Source organism: Aeromonas lacus, assembly GCF_000764665.1.
In the GTDB taxonomy this organism is placed as follows: Bacteria; Pseudomonadota; Gammaproteobacteria; order Enterobacterales; family Aeromonadaceae; genus Aeromonas; species Aeromonas lacus.
This window is the reverse complement of sequence record NZ_JRGM01000147.1, coordinates 84,325-98,539: the sequence shown is the minus strand read 5'-3', so window position 1 is coordinate 98,539 and position 14,215 is coordinate 84,325. Positions and strand designations below refer to the sequence as shown.

General features: G+C 57.8%; 18 protein-coding genes and 1 other RNA gene. 15 read left to right on the top strand and 4 right to left on the bottom strand.

The genetic code is table 11. The features are described 5' to 3' along the window. The first annotated feature begins 182 nt into the window (after window positions 1-182). The 7 genes from rplM (at window position 183) to LG31_RS0116050 (ending at window position 4,995) form a co-directional block, all read left to right on the top strand. Window positions 183-611, top strand: coding sequence for a 50S ribosomal protein L13 (rplM, locus tag LG31_RS0116080; protein ID WP_005341737.1), 429 nt, complete (start codon window positions 183-185; stop codon window positions 609-611). Between the two features lie 15 nt (window positions 612-626). Next, a complete protein-coding gene (gene rpsI, locus LG31_RS0116075) occupies window positions 627-1,019 on the top strand; it encodes a 30S ribosomal protein S9 (RefSeq protein ID WP_005336286.1) in 393 nt (130 codons plus the stop codon). Between the two features lie 294 nt (window positions 1,020-1,313). After that, complete coding sequence (petA, locus tag LG31_RS0116070; RefSeq protein ID WP_033115441.1) at window positions 1,314-1,904, top strand: ubiquinol-cytochrome c reductase iron-sulfur subunit; 591 nt, start codon at window positions 1,314-1,316, stop codon at window positions 1,902-1,904. Window positions 1,905-1,906: 2 nt separating this feature from the next. Continuing rightward, window positions 1,907-3,124 (top strand): cytochrome b, encoded by a 1,218-nt coding sequence (locus LG31_RS0116065; RefSeq protein ID WP_033115440.1) that lies wholly within the window; start codon window positions 1,907-1,909, stop codon window positions 3,122-3,124. Then, entirely contained in the window at window positions 3,121-3,855 is a 735-nt protein-coding gene (locus LG31_RS0116060; RefSeq protein ID WP_033115439.1) for a cytochrome c1, read from the top strand. Before LG31_RS0116065 ends, LG31_RS0116060 begins: the two co-directional genes overlap by 4 nt. Before the next feature lie 88 nt (window positions 3,856-3,943). Then, window positions 3,944-4,573, top strand: a complete 630-nt coding sequence (gene sspA, locus LG31_RS0116055) for a stringent starvation protein SspA (protein ID WP_033115438.1) — start codon at window positions 3,944-3,946, stop codon at window positions 4,571-4,573. Further along, window positions 4,570-4,995, top strand: coding sequence for a ClpXP protease specificity-enhancing factor (locus LG31_RS0116050; protein WP_033115437.1), 426 nt, complete (start codon window positions 4,570-4,572; stop codon window positions 4,993-4,995). Before sspA ends, LG31_RS0116050 begins: the two co-directional genes overlap by 4 nt. A 47-nt stretch (window positions 4,996-5,042) precedes the next feature. On the opposite strand, the gene dolP is transcribed toward LG31_RS0116050, so the two are convergent. From dolP to LG31_RS0116030, 4 genes are read right to left on the bottom strand one after another with little or no spacing between them, the layout of a single operon-like run. Next, window positions 5,043-5,621, bottom strand: coding sequence for a division/outer membrane stress-associated lipid-binding lipoprotein (dolP, locus tag LG31_RS0116045; RefSeq protein WP_033115436.1), 579 nt, complete (start codon window positions 5,619-5,621; stop codon window positions 5,043-5,045). A gap of 4 nt (window positions 5,622-5,625) precedes the next feature. After that, window positions 5,626-6,216 carry a D-sedoheptulose-7-phosphate isomerase gene (locus LG31_RS0116040; RefSeq protein ID WP_005336275.1) on the bottom strand — a complete coding sequence of 197 codons (591 nt, stop codon included), beginning with the start codon at window positions 6,214-6,216 and terminating at the stop codon, window positions 5,626-5,628. Between the two features lie 9 nt (window positions 6,217-6,225). Beyond that, window positions 6,226-6,597 carry a YraN family protein gene (locus tag LG31_RS0116035; RefSeq protein WP_033115435.1) on the bottom strand — a complete coding sequence of 124 codons (372 nt, stop codon included), beginning with the start codon at window positions 6,595-6,597 and terminating at the stop codon, window positions 6,226-6,228. Next, window positions 6,539-8,329, bottom strand: a complete 1,791-nt coding sequence (locus tag LG31_RS0116030) for a penicillin-binding protein activator (protein ID WP_033115434.1) — start codon at window positions 8,327-8,329, stop codon at window positions 6,539-6,541. The genes LG31_RS0116035 and LG31_RS0116030 overlap by 59 nt, the downstream gene beginning before the upstream one ends. 199 nt (window positions 8,330-8,528) lie before the next feature. On the opposite strand from LG31_RS0116030, the gene rsmI reads away from it, so the two are divergent. The 8 genes from rsmI (at window position 8,529) to flhB (ending at window position 14,212) form a co-directional block, all read left to right on the top strand. Continuing rightward, window positions 8,529-9,362, top strand: coding sequence for a 16S rRNA (cytidine(1402)-2'-O)-methyltransferase (gene rsmI / locus LG31_RS0116025; protein WP_033115433.1), 834 nt, complete (start codon window positions 8,529-8,531; stop codon window positions 9,360-9,362). 62 nt (window positions 9,363-9,424) lie between these two features. Continuing rightward, window positions 9,425-9,811, top strand: an RNA gene (gene rnpB, locus LG31_RS20170) — RNase P RNA component class A. Window positions 9,812-10,036: 225 nt separating this feature from the next. Then, window positions 10,037-10,909, top strand: coding sequence for a lateral flagellar motor switch protein LfiM (gene lfiM, locus LG31_RS0116020; protein WP_167334759.1), 873 nt, complete (start codon window positions 10,037-10,039; stop codon window positions 10,907-10,909). A gap of 8 nt (window positions 10,910-10,917) precedes the next feature. Continuing rightward, window positions 10,918-11,295 carry a lateral flagellar motor switch protein LfiN gene (gene lfiN / locus LG31_RS0116015; RefSeq protein WP_033115432.1) on the top strand — a complete coding sequence of 126 codons (378 nt, stop codon included), beginning with the start codon at window positions 10,918-10,920 and terminating at the stop codon, window positions 11,293-11,295. Continuing rightward, window positions 11,295-12,029: a flagellar type III secretion system pore protein FliP gene (gene fliP / locus LG31_RS0116010; RefSeq protein ID WP_033115431.1), complete on the top strand. Its 735-nt coding sequence runs from the start codon at window positions 11,295-11,297 to the stop codon at window positions 12,027-12,029. The genes lfiN and fliP overlap by 1 nt, the downstream gene beginning before the upstream one ends. Before the next feature lies 1 nt (window position 12,030). Beyond that, complete coding sequence (lfiQ, locus tag LG31_RS0116005; RefSeq protein ID WP_033115430.1) at window positions 12,031-12,300, top strand: lateral flagellar biosynthetic protein LfiQ; 270 nt, start codon at window positions 12,031-12,033, stop codon at window positions 12,298-12,300. Further along, on the top strand, window positions 12,297-13,079 hold the full coding sequence (lfiR, locus tag LG31_RS0116000) for a lateral flagellar biosynthetic protein LfiR (RefSeq protein WP_033115429.1): 783 nt from the start codon (window positions 12,297-12,299) through the stop codon (window positions 13,077-13,079). The genes lfiQ and lfiR overlap by 4 nt, the downstream gene beginning before the upstream one ends. Beyond that, window positions 13,076-14,212 (top strand): flagellar biosynthesis protein FlhB, encoded by a 1,137-nt coding sequence (gene flhB / locus LG31_RS0115995; RefSeq protein WP_033115428.1) that lies wholly within the window; start codon window positions 13,076-13,078, stop codon window positions 14,210-14,212. Before lfiR ends, flhB begins: the two co-directional genes overlap by 4 nt. Window positions 14,213-14,215 lie beyond the last annotated feature (3 nt).

Below are 14,215 nucleotides of genomic sequence, written 5' to 3'. Positions count from 1 at the left end.
AGCAGGTGATATTTAAGGCAACTTCACTTATAATCGCCCGGCCCACGTTACAGCTGTCGATAAGACAGCAACACTTTAAGCTTTACTTGTATTCGAAGGGGTACAGGTAGGCCATCGTTTGTTGTTTGTGGGAGAGCCCCCATAAACAATTGGGTCTGTAACAGGTAATTGGGTTTAACTTAATGAAAACTTTCGTTGCCAAGCCAGAAACCGTAAAACGTGACTGGTACATTGTGGACGCAGAAGGTAAAACTCTGGGTCGTATCGCAACCGAGATCGCTGCTCGTCTGCGTGGTAAGCACAAAGCTGAATACACTCCGCACGTTGACACCGGTGATTACATCATCGTTGTAAACGCTGAGAAGGTACGTGTAACCGGTAAGAAAACTACCGACAAAATGTACCACGCTCACTCCGGCTTCCCGGGTGGTATCAAGTCCATCAGCTTCGACAAGCTGATTCAGCGTAAACCGGAAATGGTAATCGAAGCTGCTGTTAAAGGCATGCTGCCGAAAGGTCCTCTGGGCCGTGCCATGTTCCGTAAACTGAAAGTTTACGCAGGCGCCGAGCACGCTCACGCTGCTCAGCAACCTCAAGTACTGGATATCTAATCGGGAACTGGCAACATGGCAGAAAATCAATACTACGGTACCGGCCGTCGCAAAAGCTCCACTGCTCGCGTATTTATCAAAGCGGGTAGCGGTAAGATCGTAATCAACCAGCGCTCCTTGGAGCAGTACTTCGGCCGTCCGACTGCCCGCATGGTAGTTCGTCAGCCGCTGGAACTGGTTGAGATGACCGAGAAACTGGATCTGTACATCACCGTTAACGGTGGTGGCATCTCCGGTCAAGCTGGTGCGATCCGCCACGGTATCACTCGTGCTCTGATGCAGTACGACGAAACCCTGCGTTCCGAACTGCGTAAAGCTGGCTTTGTTACTCGCGATGCCCGTAAGGTTGAGCGTAAGAAAGTCGGTCTGCACAAAGCTCGTAAGCGTCCGCAGTACTCCAAGCGTTAATTCGCTTCTGGTACTCACTCTTTCGAGTGTCAAAAAAGCCTGGCAACTGCCAGGCTTTTTTTATTGGTGATCTTTCCTGCCGCAATGCTAACCATACGTCACAAAAGACAAAAAATTGTATATTTATTGTTTTCTGGGACTACCTCTCTTTCTTGTCAAGTTGTTATCTTTTCTTTAAAATTTCCTCGGTTTTTCTGTGGCAATTGTAACTCCAGCTTCCGCCGCTGTTGTCACGGGAAAAGGGGAACAGGGACACAATAAGAATGTGCGGAGTCCACATGGGAGAGTTTTTGGATGAGCAATGCGCCAGTTGATAACGGTCGCCGCAGATTTCTTACCTGGTCAACGGTTGCCGTTGGCGGGGTAGGAGCTGCGTTTACCGCAGTGCCGTTTATAAAATCATGGAACCCGAGTGCCAAGGCCAAAGCGGCCGGCGCCCCGGTTGAAGTCGACATCAGCAAGTTGGAACCGGGTCAGCTCATCCGTGTCGAGTGGCGAGGCAAGCCGGTCTGGGTGGTGAACCGCACCAAGCAGACGCTGGATGCGCTCTCTGCGCATGACGACAAGCTGCGGGATCCCTCATCCGAAGAGCCGCAACAGCCTGACTATGCCCACAACGGGTATAGATCCATCAAGCCGGAAATCTTCGTCGCGGTCGGCATCTGCACCCACCTCGGGTGTTCGCCCTCCTATTTGCCGGACAGCTTTGGCGAGCAGGTGCAAGGGGTCACATCCGGCTTCTTCTGCCCGTGCCATGGCTCCAAGTTCGATATGGCCGGCCGTGTATTCCAGGGGGTGCCTGCACCGCTGAACCTGGTCATTCCGCCATACAAATTCATCAACGACACCACCATTCTGGTCGGTGCCGACGGCAAGGAGGCCTGATCATGTTGAGCAAACTGATGGGCTGGATCGACTACCGGTTCCCGCTCACTGCCATGTACAACGACCACATGGCCAAGTATCCGGCACCGAAAAACCTGAACTTCTGGTACTTTTTCGGCTCCCTCGCGATGCTGGTGCTGGTTAACCAGATCATCACCGGTATCTGGCTGACCATGAACTACAACCCCTCTGCGGAAGGCGCTTTTGCTTCCGTCGAGTACATCATGCGGGATGTGGATTACGGCTGGCTGCTGCGCTACATGCACTCAACCGGCGCATCTGCGTTCTTCATCGTGGTTTATCTGCACATGTTCCGCGGCATGATCTACGGCTCCTACCAGAAGCCGCGCGAGCTGCTGTGGATCTTCGGCATGCTGATCTTCCTCTGCCTGATGGCGGAAGCCTTCATGGGCTACCTGCTGCCGTGGGGTCAGATGTCTTTCTGGGGGGCTCAGGTCATCATCTCGCTGTTCGGTGCCATTCCGATCATCGGCGACGATCTGACTCTGTGGATCCGCGGTGACTACGTTATCTCCGGCGCCACCCTGAACCGCTTCTTCGCGCTGCACGTCATCGCGTTGCCGCTGGTGCTGGTGATGCTGGTTGCGATGCATATCCTGGCGCTGCATGAAGTGGGCTCCAACAACCCGGACGGCATCGACATCAAGAAGCACAAGGACGAGAACGGCTGGCCGCTGGATGCGGTGGCATTCCACCCTTACTTCACCGTCAAGGACATGATCGGCGTCGCCGGCTTCCTGTTCTTCTTCTGCGCCATCATCTTCTTCAAACCGGACATGTGGGGTTACTTCCTCGAGAAGCCGAACTTTGAAGTGGCCAACGGCCTGAAGACCCCGGCCCACATTGCGCCTGTGTGGTACTTCACCCCCTTCTATGCGATTTTGCGTGCCGTACCCGACAAGCTGCTGGGCGTTATCATGATGGGTCTCTCCATCGTGGTGCTGTTCCTGCTGCCCTGGCTGGATCGCTGCAAGGTGCGTTCGGTGCGCTATCGCAGCAAGCTGCACAAGCTGAACATCGCCCAGTTCGTGGTCTGCTTCATCATCCTGGGTGTTCTGGGTGTGCTGCCGTCGACCCCGACCCTGACCCTGATCGCTCAGGTGTGTACCTTGGGTTACTTCGGTTTCTTTGTCCTGCTGTTCTTCTATAGCAAGAACGAAAGCACCAAGCCGCTGCCGGAAAGGGTGACATTTAAATGAAAAAAATAATATTTGCAGTGCTGACCCTGCTGCCATCTCTGGTTTTTGCCAATACCGGAGCCGTGCATCTGGATAAGGCCAACTACGACCTGAGTGACAAGGCGTCACTGCAGCGTGGTGCGGCCACCTTCATGAACTACTGCTTCGGGTGCCACAGCACCCAGTATCAGCGTTACAACCGGGTAGCCGAGGATCTGGGGATCCCGGCTGATCTGATGGCGTCTAATCTCATCGTCAACGGTGCCAAGATTGGTGACCTGATGGAAAACTCGGTGCACGACAAGGATGCGGCCAAGTGGTTTGGTGCGGCGCCTCCCGATCTGACGCTGGTTGCCCGTGTGCGTGGTGCGGACTGGATCTACACCTATCTGCGCTCGTTCTACGTGGATCCGACCCGTCCGTTTGGTGTGAACAACGTGGTGTTCCCGTCCGTGGGTATGCCCCATGTGCTGGAACCGCTGCAGGGCACTCCGCGCGCCGAGTTCGCCACCCACACGGTCGATGGAGTCGAGACCCAGCAGGTTGTCAGCATCAAATCTGACGGCAATGGTGAAATGAATAACGAAGAGTATGATCAGACGGTGCTGGATCTGGTAAACTTCTTGGTCTACTCGGCTGAACCGGTCAAGCAGGAGCGCGAACGTATGGGCTTCTGGGTACTTGGTTTCATCGTGATCTTCTTCATCTTCACTGTGCTGTTGAAGAAGGAATTCTGGCGCGACGTTCACTAAGCGACCAGATCCGGGTAATATAATGCACGGCAATGAAGACCATAGAGGCTTCATTGCCGTTTCTGCTTTTAAATGACGGGAGGGTTCAATGGCTGTAGCTGCCAATAAGCGTTCGGTAATGACGCTGTTTTCCGGTGCCAACGATATGTTCAGCCATCAGGTGCGTATTGTCCTGGCGGAGAAGGGTGTTAGCGTGGATATTTGCCAGGTTGACCCTGCCAACTTGCCGGATGAACTGGCCGAGCTGAACCCCTACAACTCTGTACCGACCCTGGTCGATCGCGAGCTGGCACTCTATACCTCGCGCATCATCATGGAGTATCTGGACGAGCGTTTCCCGCATCCGCCCCTGATGCCTGTCTACCCGGTAGCCCGTGGTAACAGCCGTCTGATGATGCACCGCATCGAGCTGGACTGGTACTCGCTGGCTGACAAGATCATGGCTGGCACCGATGCTGATGCTGCACGCAACGAGCTGCGGGACAATCTGCTGGCCATCGCGCCGATCTTCGGTGAAATGCCCTACTTCATGAGCGAAGAGTTTGGTCTGGTGGATTGCTACATGGCTCCGCTGTTGTGGCGTCTGCCGAGCCTTGGCATCGACCTGACCGGTCGTGGTGCCAAAGAGCTGAAGGCCTACATGGTTCGCCTGTTCGAGCGTGAGTCCTTCCAGGCTTCCCTGACCGAGGCCGAGCGCGAGATCCGTGCCGGCGTATGAGCATGGAACCGACAATGACCCCGAGCCGCCCGTACTTGTTACGGGCGTTTTATGACTGGTTGCTGGACAATGACCTGACCCCCCATCTGGTGGTCAACGTCAACATCCCCCATGTGATGGTGCCGATGCAGTTCGCTCAGGATGGGCAGATTGTGCTGAACATAGCGCCACGTGCCGTGGTGCAGTATCACATGGATAACGAAGCGATCAGCTTCAGTGCCCGCTTTGGCGGTGTCTCCCAGCAGGTTTACATACCGATGGCGGCCGTGCTGGCCATTCATGCCCGGGAAAACGGTGTGGGCACCATGTTCCCGCCCGAGCCTGGCTATGACATCTGGCTGGAGCAGGCCGAGGCGCCGGTGGAGCCAGAGCCGGAACCGCCGCGTCCAAGTGGTCGTCCGACCCTGAAAGTGATCAAATAAAAAAACGCAGCCGGTTGGCTGCGTTTTTTTATATCCGCTTCGCATCATCAGTTCTGAGCATACTCGAAGGCTTTGATTACGCGCTTCACGCCGTTGACGTGGCGGGCGATCTCGACGGCTTGTTCCCCTTCCTGGCGGGTAACCAGACCGATCAGGAATACCTCGCTATCTTCGGTCACTACCTTCACCTTGGTGCTGTCGAAGTTCTTGGTGCCAAACATGTCGGCTTTCACCTTGGAGGTGATCCAGGAGTCATTGCTGCGGGTGGTGAAGCTGGCTGGTTGACCAAGACGCAACTCGTTGTAGACGTGGCGAACCCCTTCGATGCGACCGACGATTTTGCCTGCCTCGAGCTTGTACACGTCAGAAGGTGTCTGGCCGACTAGCAGGACACGGCCATTGTTGCTGTAGACGCTGATCTTGCTGGCCGCGCTCAGTGGTTTGTTGTCGGCCAGCAGGTTGGCTGCTTTGAGCTCTATGGCCTGATCGTCCCACTGGGCGCCCAAGGTACGGCGATCGCCGGAGGCCTTGGCAGTACCGGCTGCACCGCCTACTACTACAGCCGCACAGCCTTGCAGCAGCAGGGAACCGGCCAGCAGGCCAAGAATGAGGATCTGCTTGTTCATGGTTTCAATCTTCCTGTTGCGGGAAAAGAGTCTGGTCGATGAGATCACACAGGCAGTGCAGGGTCAACAGGTTCACTTCCAGAATGCGGGGCCGACGGGCGGATGGCACGCGGATCTCCACATCGTTCGGGCCCAGCAGACCGGCCATCTCGCCACCGTCACCACCACTGAGTACCACTATGGTCATGTCGCGGGAGAGCGCAGCTTCCGCCGCCTTGATCAGGCTGCGGCTGTGACCCGAGGTGGTGATCACCACCAGAATGTCACCCGGCTGACCCAGCGCCCGGATCTGCTTGGCGTAGACCTCTTCGAAGCCGTGATCGGTGGCGATGGCGCTGATGGTCGCCATGTCGGGGGTCAGCGCCATGCCGGGCAGGGAGGGGCGCTGGGTCTCGTAGCAGTTGACCAGCTCGGAGATGAACAGTTGCGCCAGTGCGGCAGAAGGACCGTTACCGCATGCCAGCACCTTGTGGCCATTGAGCAGGCAGATGGTGATCATCTGGGCTGCAGTATGGATGGCATCCGGCAGCGCCTCGGCGGCTGCGATCTTGGTCTGGATGCTTTCGGTGTAGTTCTCTTTGATGCGGTCTGTCATAGGGTCCTCTTAAAATGCGTTCCGGATCCAGTCTGGCTGGTCCCCCTCGAACGCGATCACATCGAATCGGCAGGCCTGGCTGGCCTCGTTGATGGCATGTTGCTTCAAATAGTGGCGCGCTGCCAGCATGATCTTGCGCTGTTTTGCCCGGGTAACCGAACTGGCGGCCCCGCCATGGCTGGCAGAGGCCCGGTACCTCACCTCAACAAACACCAGGGTCTGGCCCTGGTGCATGATGAGATCGATTTCGCCGCCCCGGCAGCGGTAGTTGCGGGTCACCGGCTGCAGACCCTGGGCCTGCAGCCAGCGTTCAGCCACTAGCTCAAAGTGCTGTCCCTTGCTCGACGGGAGCGGGAACAGGTTCTGCAATTGCTGGCGCATCCGTGCTAACAGCTCCTTCATTGGCTTGCTCCTCCAGCTGCTGTACTGCATTCTCGTCGACCAGCTTGCCGTTCTGGTAGGTGGCCCAGCTCAGCATCCGCACGATATTGCCCTGGGCATCGACGCTCAGCTGACCACTCATGCCGGACTGCTGCATGCCGCCCACCTTGCGCATCTGTTGCAGATTTTCCGCCAGTGCAACGGCGTCATAGCCCATGGCAAACAGGCGCAGCAGGTCGCCCTGGGTCTGTGGCCACAGCAGGGCAATTTGCTCGCGCTGCTTCTCATAACCACCGAGCAGCAGCGGCATATCGGCGATACGCATGCCGTTGAGTTCGGAGGTCACTTCGGTTGCCGCGCTGTCATAGCCGCGCGGGCCGGTGAAGATTGGCAGACTGCCCATCGGATTGACGGAGACATCCACGTAGGGCTTGATCATCCGGGTTTCCAGCGGGTTGGCCACGATGTAGACCACATCAATGCTGCGCGGTGCGGCGTCGGAAAGCTGGACAACCTGACCGGCACGGGCAGTAGAGCGGCCGCTCAGGGCGTTTTTAACCATACCTTGCACTTCGTTGCGACCGCCGAAGGTGGCTACTACCGGCTTATCCTGGCTCACGGTTGCCCAGGCCTGTTCAAAGGCCTTGATGCTGCTGTAGCCGATCCGCCCCTGGGCGGCGATCAGCAGCGGCTTGCGATAGCCCTGGGTATAGAGGTACTGCGCAGCCTGCGCGGCATCTGCGGCGGCAGAGAGGGAGAAGTAGTAGGTGCTGTCGTTGACGATCGGCTTGTCCAGCTCGTTGAGCGCGAGAACTGGCACAGTCGGGTTGGCCTTGAGCAGCTCCTCGACCCGGTCTTTGAGCAGCGGGCCGATGATCATGTCCGCCCCTTCCTGAATCGCCTGCTTGTAGAGGTCGATGGTCGGTTTGCTCTGGGTGTCGTAGAAGTTCAGGGTAAATTGACCCTGATTCTCCTTGTAGGACATCAGCATACCGTTGCGGATGGCGGCGCCCTGCGGCTCCAGATTACCGGAGAGGGGGAGCAGCACCGCAATCTGCTGCACCGAGGTGCTGGCAGCAGTGGCAGTCAGATCGCCAAGACCCGCCGGCATGTCTTTCTGGGCCGGATGGTTGGGGAAGTCGCGCTTCCAGCCTGCCAGCTGGCGGGCCAGCAGGTTGGGCTGGGCACCGAACTCGTTGACCAGTGCCGCCAGACGCAGCCAGCCGGTGGTCACGTCAGGGGCTGGTGCCTCTTCCAGCGCCTGCAGGGTGGAAGGGGTCATGCTCTTGAGTAGCGACCAGATCTGCTGATGGTTGGTGGCCTGCTCGCTCTGGTTGAGGTAGGGCTCCAGCGCAATCAGGGACTTGGCGGCACCAAACTTGTTGTTGATGTCGAGCTGCAGTACCACACGCTGACGATACCAATCCTTCTGGGTATCGGCATCCAGCGCAACCTCAGGCTTGCCTTCCAGCAGGATCAGCGCCTGATTGGCATGGCCTTGTGCCAGCAGCAGGTGGGCTTGCAGCAACTGCAACTGCGCCTTCTGGGCTGGCTCTTTGGCCTGTTTCTGCAACTGTTGGAACAGTGCCGAGGCCGGTTTGGCCTGACCGAGCGCCAGATAGCTGCGCGCTGCCAGCATCTGCCAGGTAAAGGCTTCAGCCGGTTTGGCGGGATCGACCTGCTCCAGATACCACTGGGCATTCTTGGTCAAATCCGAGAAGGCTGACGGCATGCCAGACTGCCCCGAAGGTTGATTGGGCTCCGACGCACAGGCGGCCAGCAGGATTGCCGCGAGTAGGATGCCGAAGAGTCGTGATACACTTAGCTGCTTTGTAACCCGGTTCAAGTTCATTCCCCGACCAGTGTTGAAATTCCCCATAGTGTAAACGGGGCAATATGGCGACACAATTGTCGGGGCACTCGGAGATCCCATGAGTGACATCCCAACCCTGTATATAGTGCCCACTCCGATCGGCAATCTGGCTGACATTACCCAGCGTGCGCTGGATACTCTGCGCAGTGTCGACCTGGTCGCCGCCGAAGATACCCGCCACACCGGCATTCTGCTCAGCCACTATCAAATCTCGGTGCCGACCTTCGCGCTGCACGATCACAACGAGCAGCAGAAAGCCGATGTGCTGATCGGCCGGATCAAAGAGGGCAAGAGTGTCGCTCTGGTCTCCGATGCGGGTACCCCGCTCATCAGCGACCCCGGTTATCATCTGGTCACCCGCTGTCGCGAAGCCGGGGTCAAGGTGGTGCCACTGCCAGGCCCCTGCGCCGCCATCACGGCGCTCAGCGCTGCTGGTCTGCCCACCGACCGGTTTGCTTTCGAAGGTTTCCTGCCGGCCAAGAGCAAAGGGCGTGACGATCGCCTGCAAGCTGTCATCGAAGATACCCGTTCGCTGGTGTTCTACGAATCCCCGCGCCGGGTACAGGATACGGTGGAAGCGATTGCTCGCATCCTGGGCGAGCGCCAGGTGGTTGTGTGTCGTGAACTGACCAAAACGTTCGAATCCATCCACGGCTTGCCCGCCTCCGAGATGCTGACCTGGCTTGGCGAAGATGAAAACCGCTGCCGTGGCGAGATCGTGCTGGTGGTTGCCGGAGCCAGTAAAGAGGAAGAGGAGCTGCCGGCCGAGGCGATCCGTACCCTGGGTCTGCTGGTTGCCGAGCTGCCGCTCAAAAAAGCGGCGGCACTGACCGCCGAGATCCACGGCGTGAAGAAGAATGCCCTCTACAAGTACGGTCTCGAGCACTATTAATTGCCGTAAACGGGAATTGCCGGTTTACCCCGCCCGCATCACGAGGCTATAATCCGCGCCTCGGAGTTGGCTGGGCAATCGCTGCTTCGTCGTTGTGTCCCTCGGGACAGACGGGCGGAGGGGAGGAAAGTCCGGGCTTCACAGGGCAGGGTGCCAGGTAACGCCTGGGGGGCGCAAGCCTACGACCAGTGCAACAGAGAGCAGACCGCCGATGGCCCGCAAGGGATCAGGTAAGGGTGAAAGGGTGCGGTAAGAGCGCACCGCGCGACTGGCAACAGTTCGTGGCACGGTAAACTCCACCCGAAGCAAGACCAAATAGGCCCCTATTGGCGCGGCCCGCGTTGGGGGCGGGTAGGTTGCTTGAGCCAGCGAGCGATTGCTGGCCTAGAGGAATGATTGCTACCCGGGGCAACCCGGTACAGAACCCGGCTTACAGGCCGACTCCGACCCAATTCTGCGTGACTCGTCACGATAAATCCCGGTGCTTAGCGGCACCGGGATTTTTTACATGTCACAACATGATGTGGCGCGTGGCAGCATTTTTGAATTTGTAATAAAGTTTGGCCTCTTTTTGGTCGCTATGACCCGGTTGGATGAGTTGTATCTATCATGCTGCGTCCCTCACCGAAGGGGCTGACGGCAAGGGAAGATGAAATGGTCAGGGTGGATTTTTAATGTCATCAAGCGGTGCAGTGCACACACCTTCCCGCCTGCTCGGAGCCGAGCAAGGCAAAGCCCTTCCTCGTTATGATCTGCTGGGTATCGATCGGGTAAACCGGACTCGTCTCAAGCAGGTTAATGCCCAGTTGAGCACCTTTTCTCTGCAGGTCGCCGGCTGCATGGCCCAACTTTTCAACAGTGCTGATTGCGAGCTGGCCTATGGCGAGTTCGCCGCCTCCAGCGTCGCCGATGTTGCCGAGCCACAGCTCTGGGTCGAAGCCACATCCCGGCTTGATCCCCAGCGCGTGGTCTATTTTTCTATCTCTCCTCTGGTGATCTACCGTCTTGCTGTTCTCTTTTTTGGTGGCACGCTGCATCAGAAAGAGGAGGCACTTCCTGCCGGTAAAGGGGTGACCGATACCGAACAGCGCCTGCTGCAACGACTCTGTCACTATCAGGTCGATATCTGGTGCTCCTGCCTCGGGCTGGGAGATCTTGAGTGGCAGATCAATATCATCCCGCAGGATGCCATGCCGACCCGTCAGCTGTGGACTACCCGTGCCACCCTGCAAGCCGGCAATTGCACCCACCAGTGGCAGATGTGGCTGCTTCCGTCCGAAGAGTCCGACTCTCAGGAAGGAACCGTCCTGCCCGAGGGAGAACTGGAACAGGTATTGAGCCATGTTCCGGTGCGGCTGCGGGTGGTCATGGGGCAGTTGTCGATGACGCTGGCCGATCTGGAGTGCCTCAGGGTGGGAGATGTGCTGTCGCTGGATCTGCCGGAGATGGTGCCCGCCCTGATTGGTAACCGCCCCTGCTTCAATGGGCGCATAGCAGAACATAAAGGCAGTCTGGTCTACCAGGTTGCGACCGTGGTAGAGGAGTAAATCGAATCATGAGCGAGCACAATATGAATGACCCGCTGGATCTGGATGGACTGGATCAACTGTTTGGTGATGATATCAGCATGCCCAGCGCAGCCGACTACATGGCGCCGACCAGTAGCAGCAAGCAGAGGGATCTCTCTTTCTTCCGCCAGATCCCGGTCAAGGTGACCCTTGAGGTGGCCAGTACCGAAGTGCCTCTGGGCGACCTGATGCGGGTAGAAGAGGGTGCCGTGATTGAGCTGGACAAACTGGCGGGGGAGCCGCTGGATGTACGGGTCAATGGCCGTCTGCTTGCCAAGGGAGAAGTGGTCGTCGTCAACGGCAAGTATGGCTTGCGTCTGGTTGACGTTATCGATGCCAAACTGCTGGGTGGCATGGACGACTGATGCGTTACCTGCTGCTGACCCTGCTGCTCTTCTCCCTGCCTGGCTGGGGGGCTGATATGACTCTGTTCTCGGTAGCTCCGGGGGCAGCAGGTGGCGAGGATTACAACATCAAGTTGCAGATCCTCTTCTTCATGACCGTGCTGGGGTTATTGCCGACCCTGCTGCTGATGATGACCAGTTTTACCCGGATCATCATAGTGCTGGCCATCTTGCGACAGGCGCTCGGTTTGCAGCAGAGTCCCCCCAACCGGGTGCTGATCGGAATCAGCCTGATCCTGACTCTGGTTATCATGCGTCCGGTCTGGACCGACATATACCAGAATGCCTTTGTCCCGTTTGACAGGGATGAGATCACCCTGTCGGAAGGGGTTGCTCGCGCAGAGAAACCGCTGCGCACCTTTATGCTGGCGCAGACCCGCGAGCCGGATCTGGAACAGATGCTGCGCATCTCCGGTGAACCAACAACGGTGGCCAAGAAGGATGTTCCTTTCGGCGTGTTGTTGCCCGCGTTTGTATTGAGTGAGTTGAATACCGCATTTCAGATCGGCTTTATGCTGTTTATTCCGTTTCTGGTGATCGATCTGGTGGTGGCCAGCGTGCTGATGGCGATGGGGATGATGATGCTCTCGCCGCTGATCATCTCCTTGCCATTCAAGCTGATGGTATTTGTGCTGGTTGATGGCTGGTCGATGACGGTCGGTACCCTTGCAGCCAGTTTTGGCGGAGGAGGCTGACATGACGCCGGAGCAGAGCGTGGCGCTGGTTGGCGGTGCCGTCAATCTTGTCGTGGTGATGGTCTCCGTGCTGGTCGTGCCGGGGCTGATTGTGGGTTTGGTCGTCAGTGTGTTTCAGGCTGCGACCCAGATCCAGGAGCAGACCCTCAGCTTTTTACCCCGTTTTCTGGTGACCCTGATGACACTTATCTTCACCGGAAACTGGCTGCTATCGCAGATCACAACCCTGTTCCACGACCTGTTTTTGAAGATACCCGGACTCATCGGATGAACTCCCTCTTGTCCCTCAGCGCTGCCGATCTGACGGCCTGGCTGGGGCAGTGGTGGTGGCCATTCTTGCGGATTGGCACCGCCTTCTGGGTCATGCCGGTATTCGGTGACGGTCGGGTGCCGCCGCAAGTTCGTCTGCTGTTGGCGCTGATCGTCAGCCTGCTGATTGCCCCCATGCTTGAGGGGATGCCTGTCGTTGACCCTTTCAGCACCGGTGCTCTGGTATTGGCTGTAGAGCAGCTGCTGTTCGGACTGCTGTTCGGGCTTTGCGTCCAGATGCTGTTCATGATCATGACCATGGCCGGCCAGATCCTCTCCATGCAGATGGGTTTGGCGATGGCGGTGATGAATGACCCCAGCAATGGTGACACCGCGCCCATCGTCAGCCAGTTGATGCTGGTCTTCTGTTCACTGCTGTTTCTTGGTCTGAATGGCCATCTGGTGACGCTCGATGTGCTGGTGCAGAGCTTGCGCAGCTGGCCACCCGGCTCTTCCCTCGACCTGCTCGACATGAAAGGGGTGGTCGGTCTGTTCGGCTGGTGTATCGGCGCTGCACTGATCCTGACTCTGCCTGCCGTGGTTGCCATGTTGATGGTCAACCTGACCTTTGGCGTCATGAATCGCTCGGCCCCTTCGCTGAACATCTTCTCGCTTGGTTTCCCCATGACGCTGCTGCTCGGGCTGCTTACCATGGCTATCTCAATCAGCGGTGTCCCTTCCCGTTACCTTGAGCTGGTGACTCACGTGCTGGAACAACTGCGAGCCCTGACCCCCTCATGAGCCAGAACAGCGCCCAGGATAAAACCGAAGAGGCCTCTTCCCAGAAACTGCGCAAGGCACGGGAAGAGGGTCAGATCGCGCGCTCCAAGGAGCTCAGTTCGGCGGGACTATTGCTGCTCGGCGGCTTTGCCATGCAGTGGATGGTGCCCAGCTTTGGCCGCTTCTTCGCCGAGCTGATGAAACGGCCACAACGGTTCGACTGGCAAGGAGCCAGGGATCCGCAAATGATGGTGCACTGGACGGCGGAAGCCTTGCTCAACATGTTGTGGGTGCTGTTGCCGCTGTTTGCTTTTCTGGCTCTGATGCTGGTTCTGCTCAGCTCGTTGCCGGGGGGCATGGTACTGACCTGGAAGAAGCTCTTCCCCAGTGCCGAGAAGCTGAATCCGCTCAAGGGCCTCAAGCGGATGTTCTCGAGCCACAGCCTGATGGAGCTGCTGAAGTCGGTACTGAAAATTCTGCTGATTGGCTCTACGCTGGCGCTGCTGCTCCAGCATCAGTGGCCCACGTTGCTGATGATGAACCGTATGCCACCCCAGGCCGCCATGGAGCAGGCGCTGCGGATCCTCTCCCAGGCATTTATCTTGCTTGGTGGCGTGCAGATGTTGATCGCCGTGCTGGATGTGCCCTATCAGCGCTGGTCGCTGAACAAGCAGTTGCGGATGACCAAGCAGGAGGTCAAGGATGAGCACAAGAACAGCGAGGGTCGTCCGGAAATCAAGGCGCGGATCCGTCAGGTGCAGACCATGCTGGCTCGAGCCCGTATCGAGCAGCGTGTACCGCAGGCGGATGTGATCATCGTCAACCCGACCCATTACGCAGTGGCCATCAAATATGATCCCCAGCGTGCCAATGCCCCGTTCGTGATTGCCAAGGGGGTTGATGGCATGGCTGAGCGGATCCGTCAGGTGGCCAAACAGCACGACAAGATGGTGATGAGTCTGCCGGAGCTGACCCGTGCCATCTACTACTCCACCCGGATAGATCAGGAAGTGCCGGCGGGTCTCTATACCGCGGTGGCTTATGTCTTGAATCATGTATTGCAGTTGAGGGCGTATCAGGCCGGCAAGGGGCGAAAGCCAAACCCGCTTGCTCCTTTGCATGTGCCGCCCGAATTACGTCAACCTGAGAGGTAAGTT

What these genes read in the sequence shown, in the direction of transcription:
- rsmI (WP_033115433.1), top strand. Translation starts at nt 8,529, where the DNA reads ATGAGTGACATCCCAACCCTGTATATAGTGCCCACTCCGATCGGCAAT.
- rpsI (WP_005336286.1), top strand. Translation starts at nt 627, where the DNA reads ATGGCAGAAAATCAATACTACGGTACCGGCCGTCGCAAAAGCTCCACT.
- sspA (WP_033115438.1), top strand. Translation starts at nt 3,944, where the DNA reads ATGGCTGTAGCTGCCAATAAGCGTTCGGTAATGACGCTGTTTTCCGGT.
- lfiM (WP_167334759.1), top strand. Translation starts at nt 10,037, where the DNA reads ATGTCATCAAGCGGTGCAGTGCACACACCTTCCCGCCTGCTCGGAGCC.
- LG31_RS0116030 (WP_033115434.1), bottom strand. Translation starts at nt 8,329, where the DNA reads ATGCCGTCAGCCTTCTCGGATTTGACCAAGAATGCCCAGTGGTATCTG.
- fliP (WP_033115431.1), top strand. Translation starts at nt 11,295, where the DNA reads ATGCGTTACCTGCTGCTGACCCTGCTGCTCTTCTCCCTGCCTGGCTGG.
- LG31_RS0116060 (WP_033115439.1), top strand. Translation starts at nt 3,121, where the DNA reads ATGAAAAAAATAATATTTGCAGTGCTGACCCTGCTGCCATCTCTGGTT.
- LG31_RS0116050 (WP_033115437.1), top strand. Translation starts at nt 4,570, where the DNA reads ATGAGCATGGAACCGACAATGACCCCGAGCCGCCCGTACTTGTTACGG.
- rplM (WP_005341737.1), top strand. Translation starts at nt 183, where the DNA reads ATGAAAACTTTCGTTGCCAAGCCAGAAACCGTAAAACGTGACTGGTAC.
- petA (WP_033115441.1), top strand. Translation starts at nt 1,314, where the DNA reads ATGAGCAATGCGCCAGTTGATAACGGTCGCCGCAGATTTCTTACCTGG.
- LG31_RS0116035 (WP_033115435.1), bottom strand. Translation starts at nt 6,597, where the DNA reads ATGCGCCAGCAATTGCAGAACCTGTTCCCGCTCCCGTCGAGCAAGGGA.
- lfiQ (WP_033115430.1), top strand. Translation starts at nt 12,031, where the DNA reads ATGACGCCGGAGCAGAGCGTGGCGCTGGTTGGCGGTGCCGTCAATCTT.
- lfiR (WP_033115429.1), top strand. Translation starts at nt 12,297, where the DNA reads ATGAACTCCCTCTTGTCCCTCAGCGCTGCCGATCTGACGGCCTGGCTG.
- lfiN (WP_033115432.1), top strand. Translation starts at nt 10,918, where the DNA reads ATGAGCGAGCACAATATGAATGACCCGCTGGATCTGGATGGACTGGAT.
- LG31_RS0116040 (WP_005336275.1), bottom strand. Translation starts at nt 6,216, where the DNA reads ATGACAGACCGCATCAAAGAGAACTACACCGAAAGCATCCAGACCAAG.
- LG31_RS0116065 (WP_033115440.1), top strand. Translation starts at nt 1,907, where the DNA reads ATGTTGAGCAAACTGATGGGCTGGATCGACTACCGGTTCCCGCTCACT.
- dolP (WP_033115436.1), bottom strand. Translation starts at nt 5,621, where the DNA reads ATGAACAAGCAGATCCTCATTCTTGGCCTGCTGGCCGGTTCCCTGCTG.
- flhB (WP_033115428.1), top strand. Translation starts at nt 13,076, where the DNA reads ATGAGCCAGAACAGCGCCCAGGATAAAACCGAAGAGGCCTCTTCCCAG.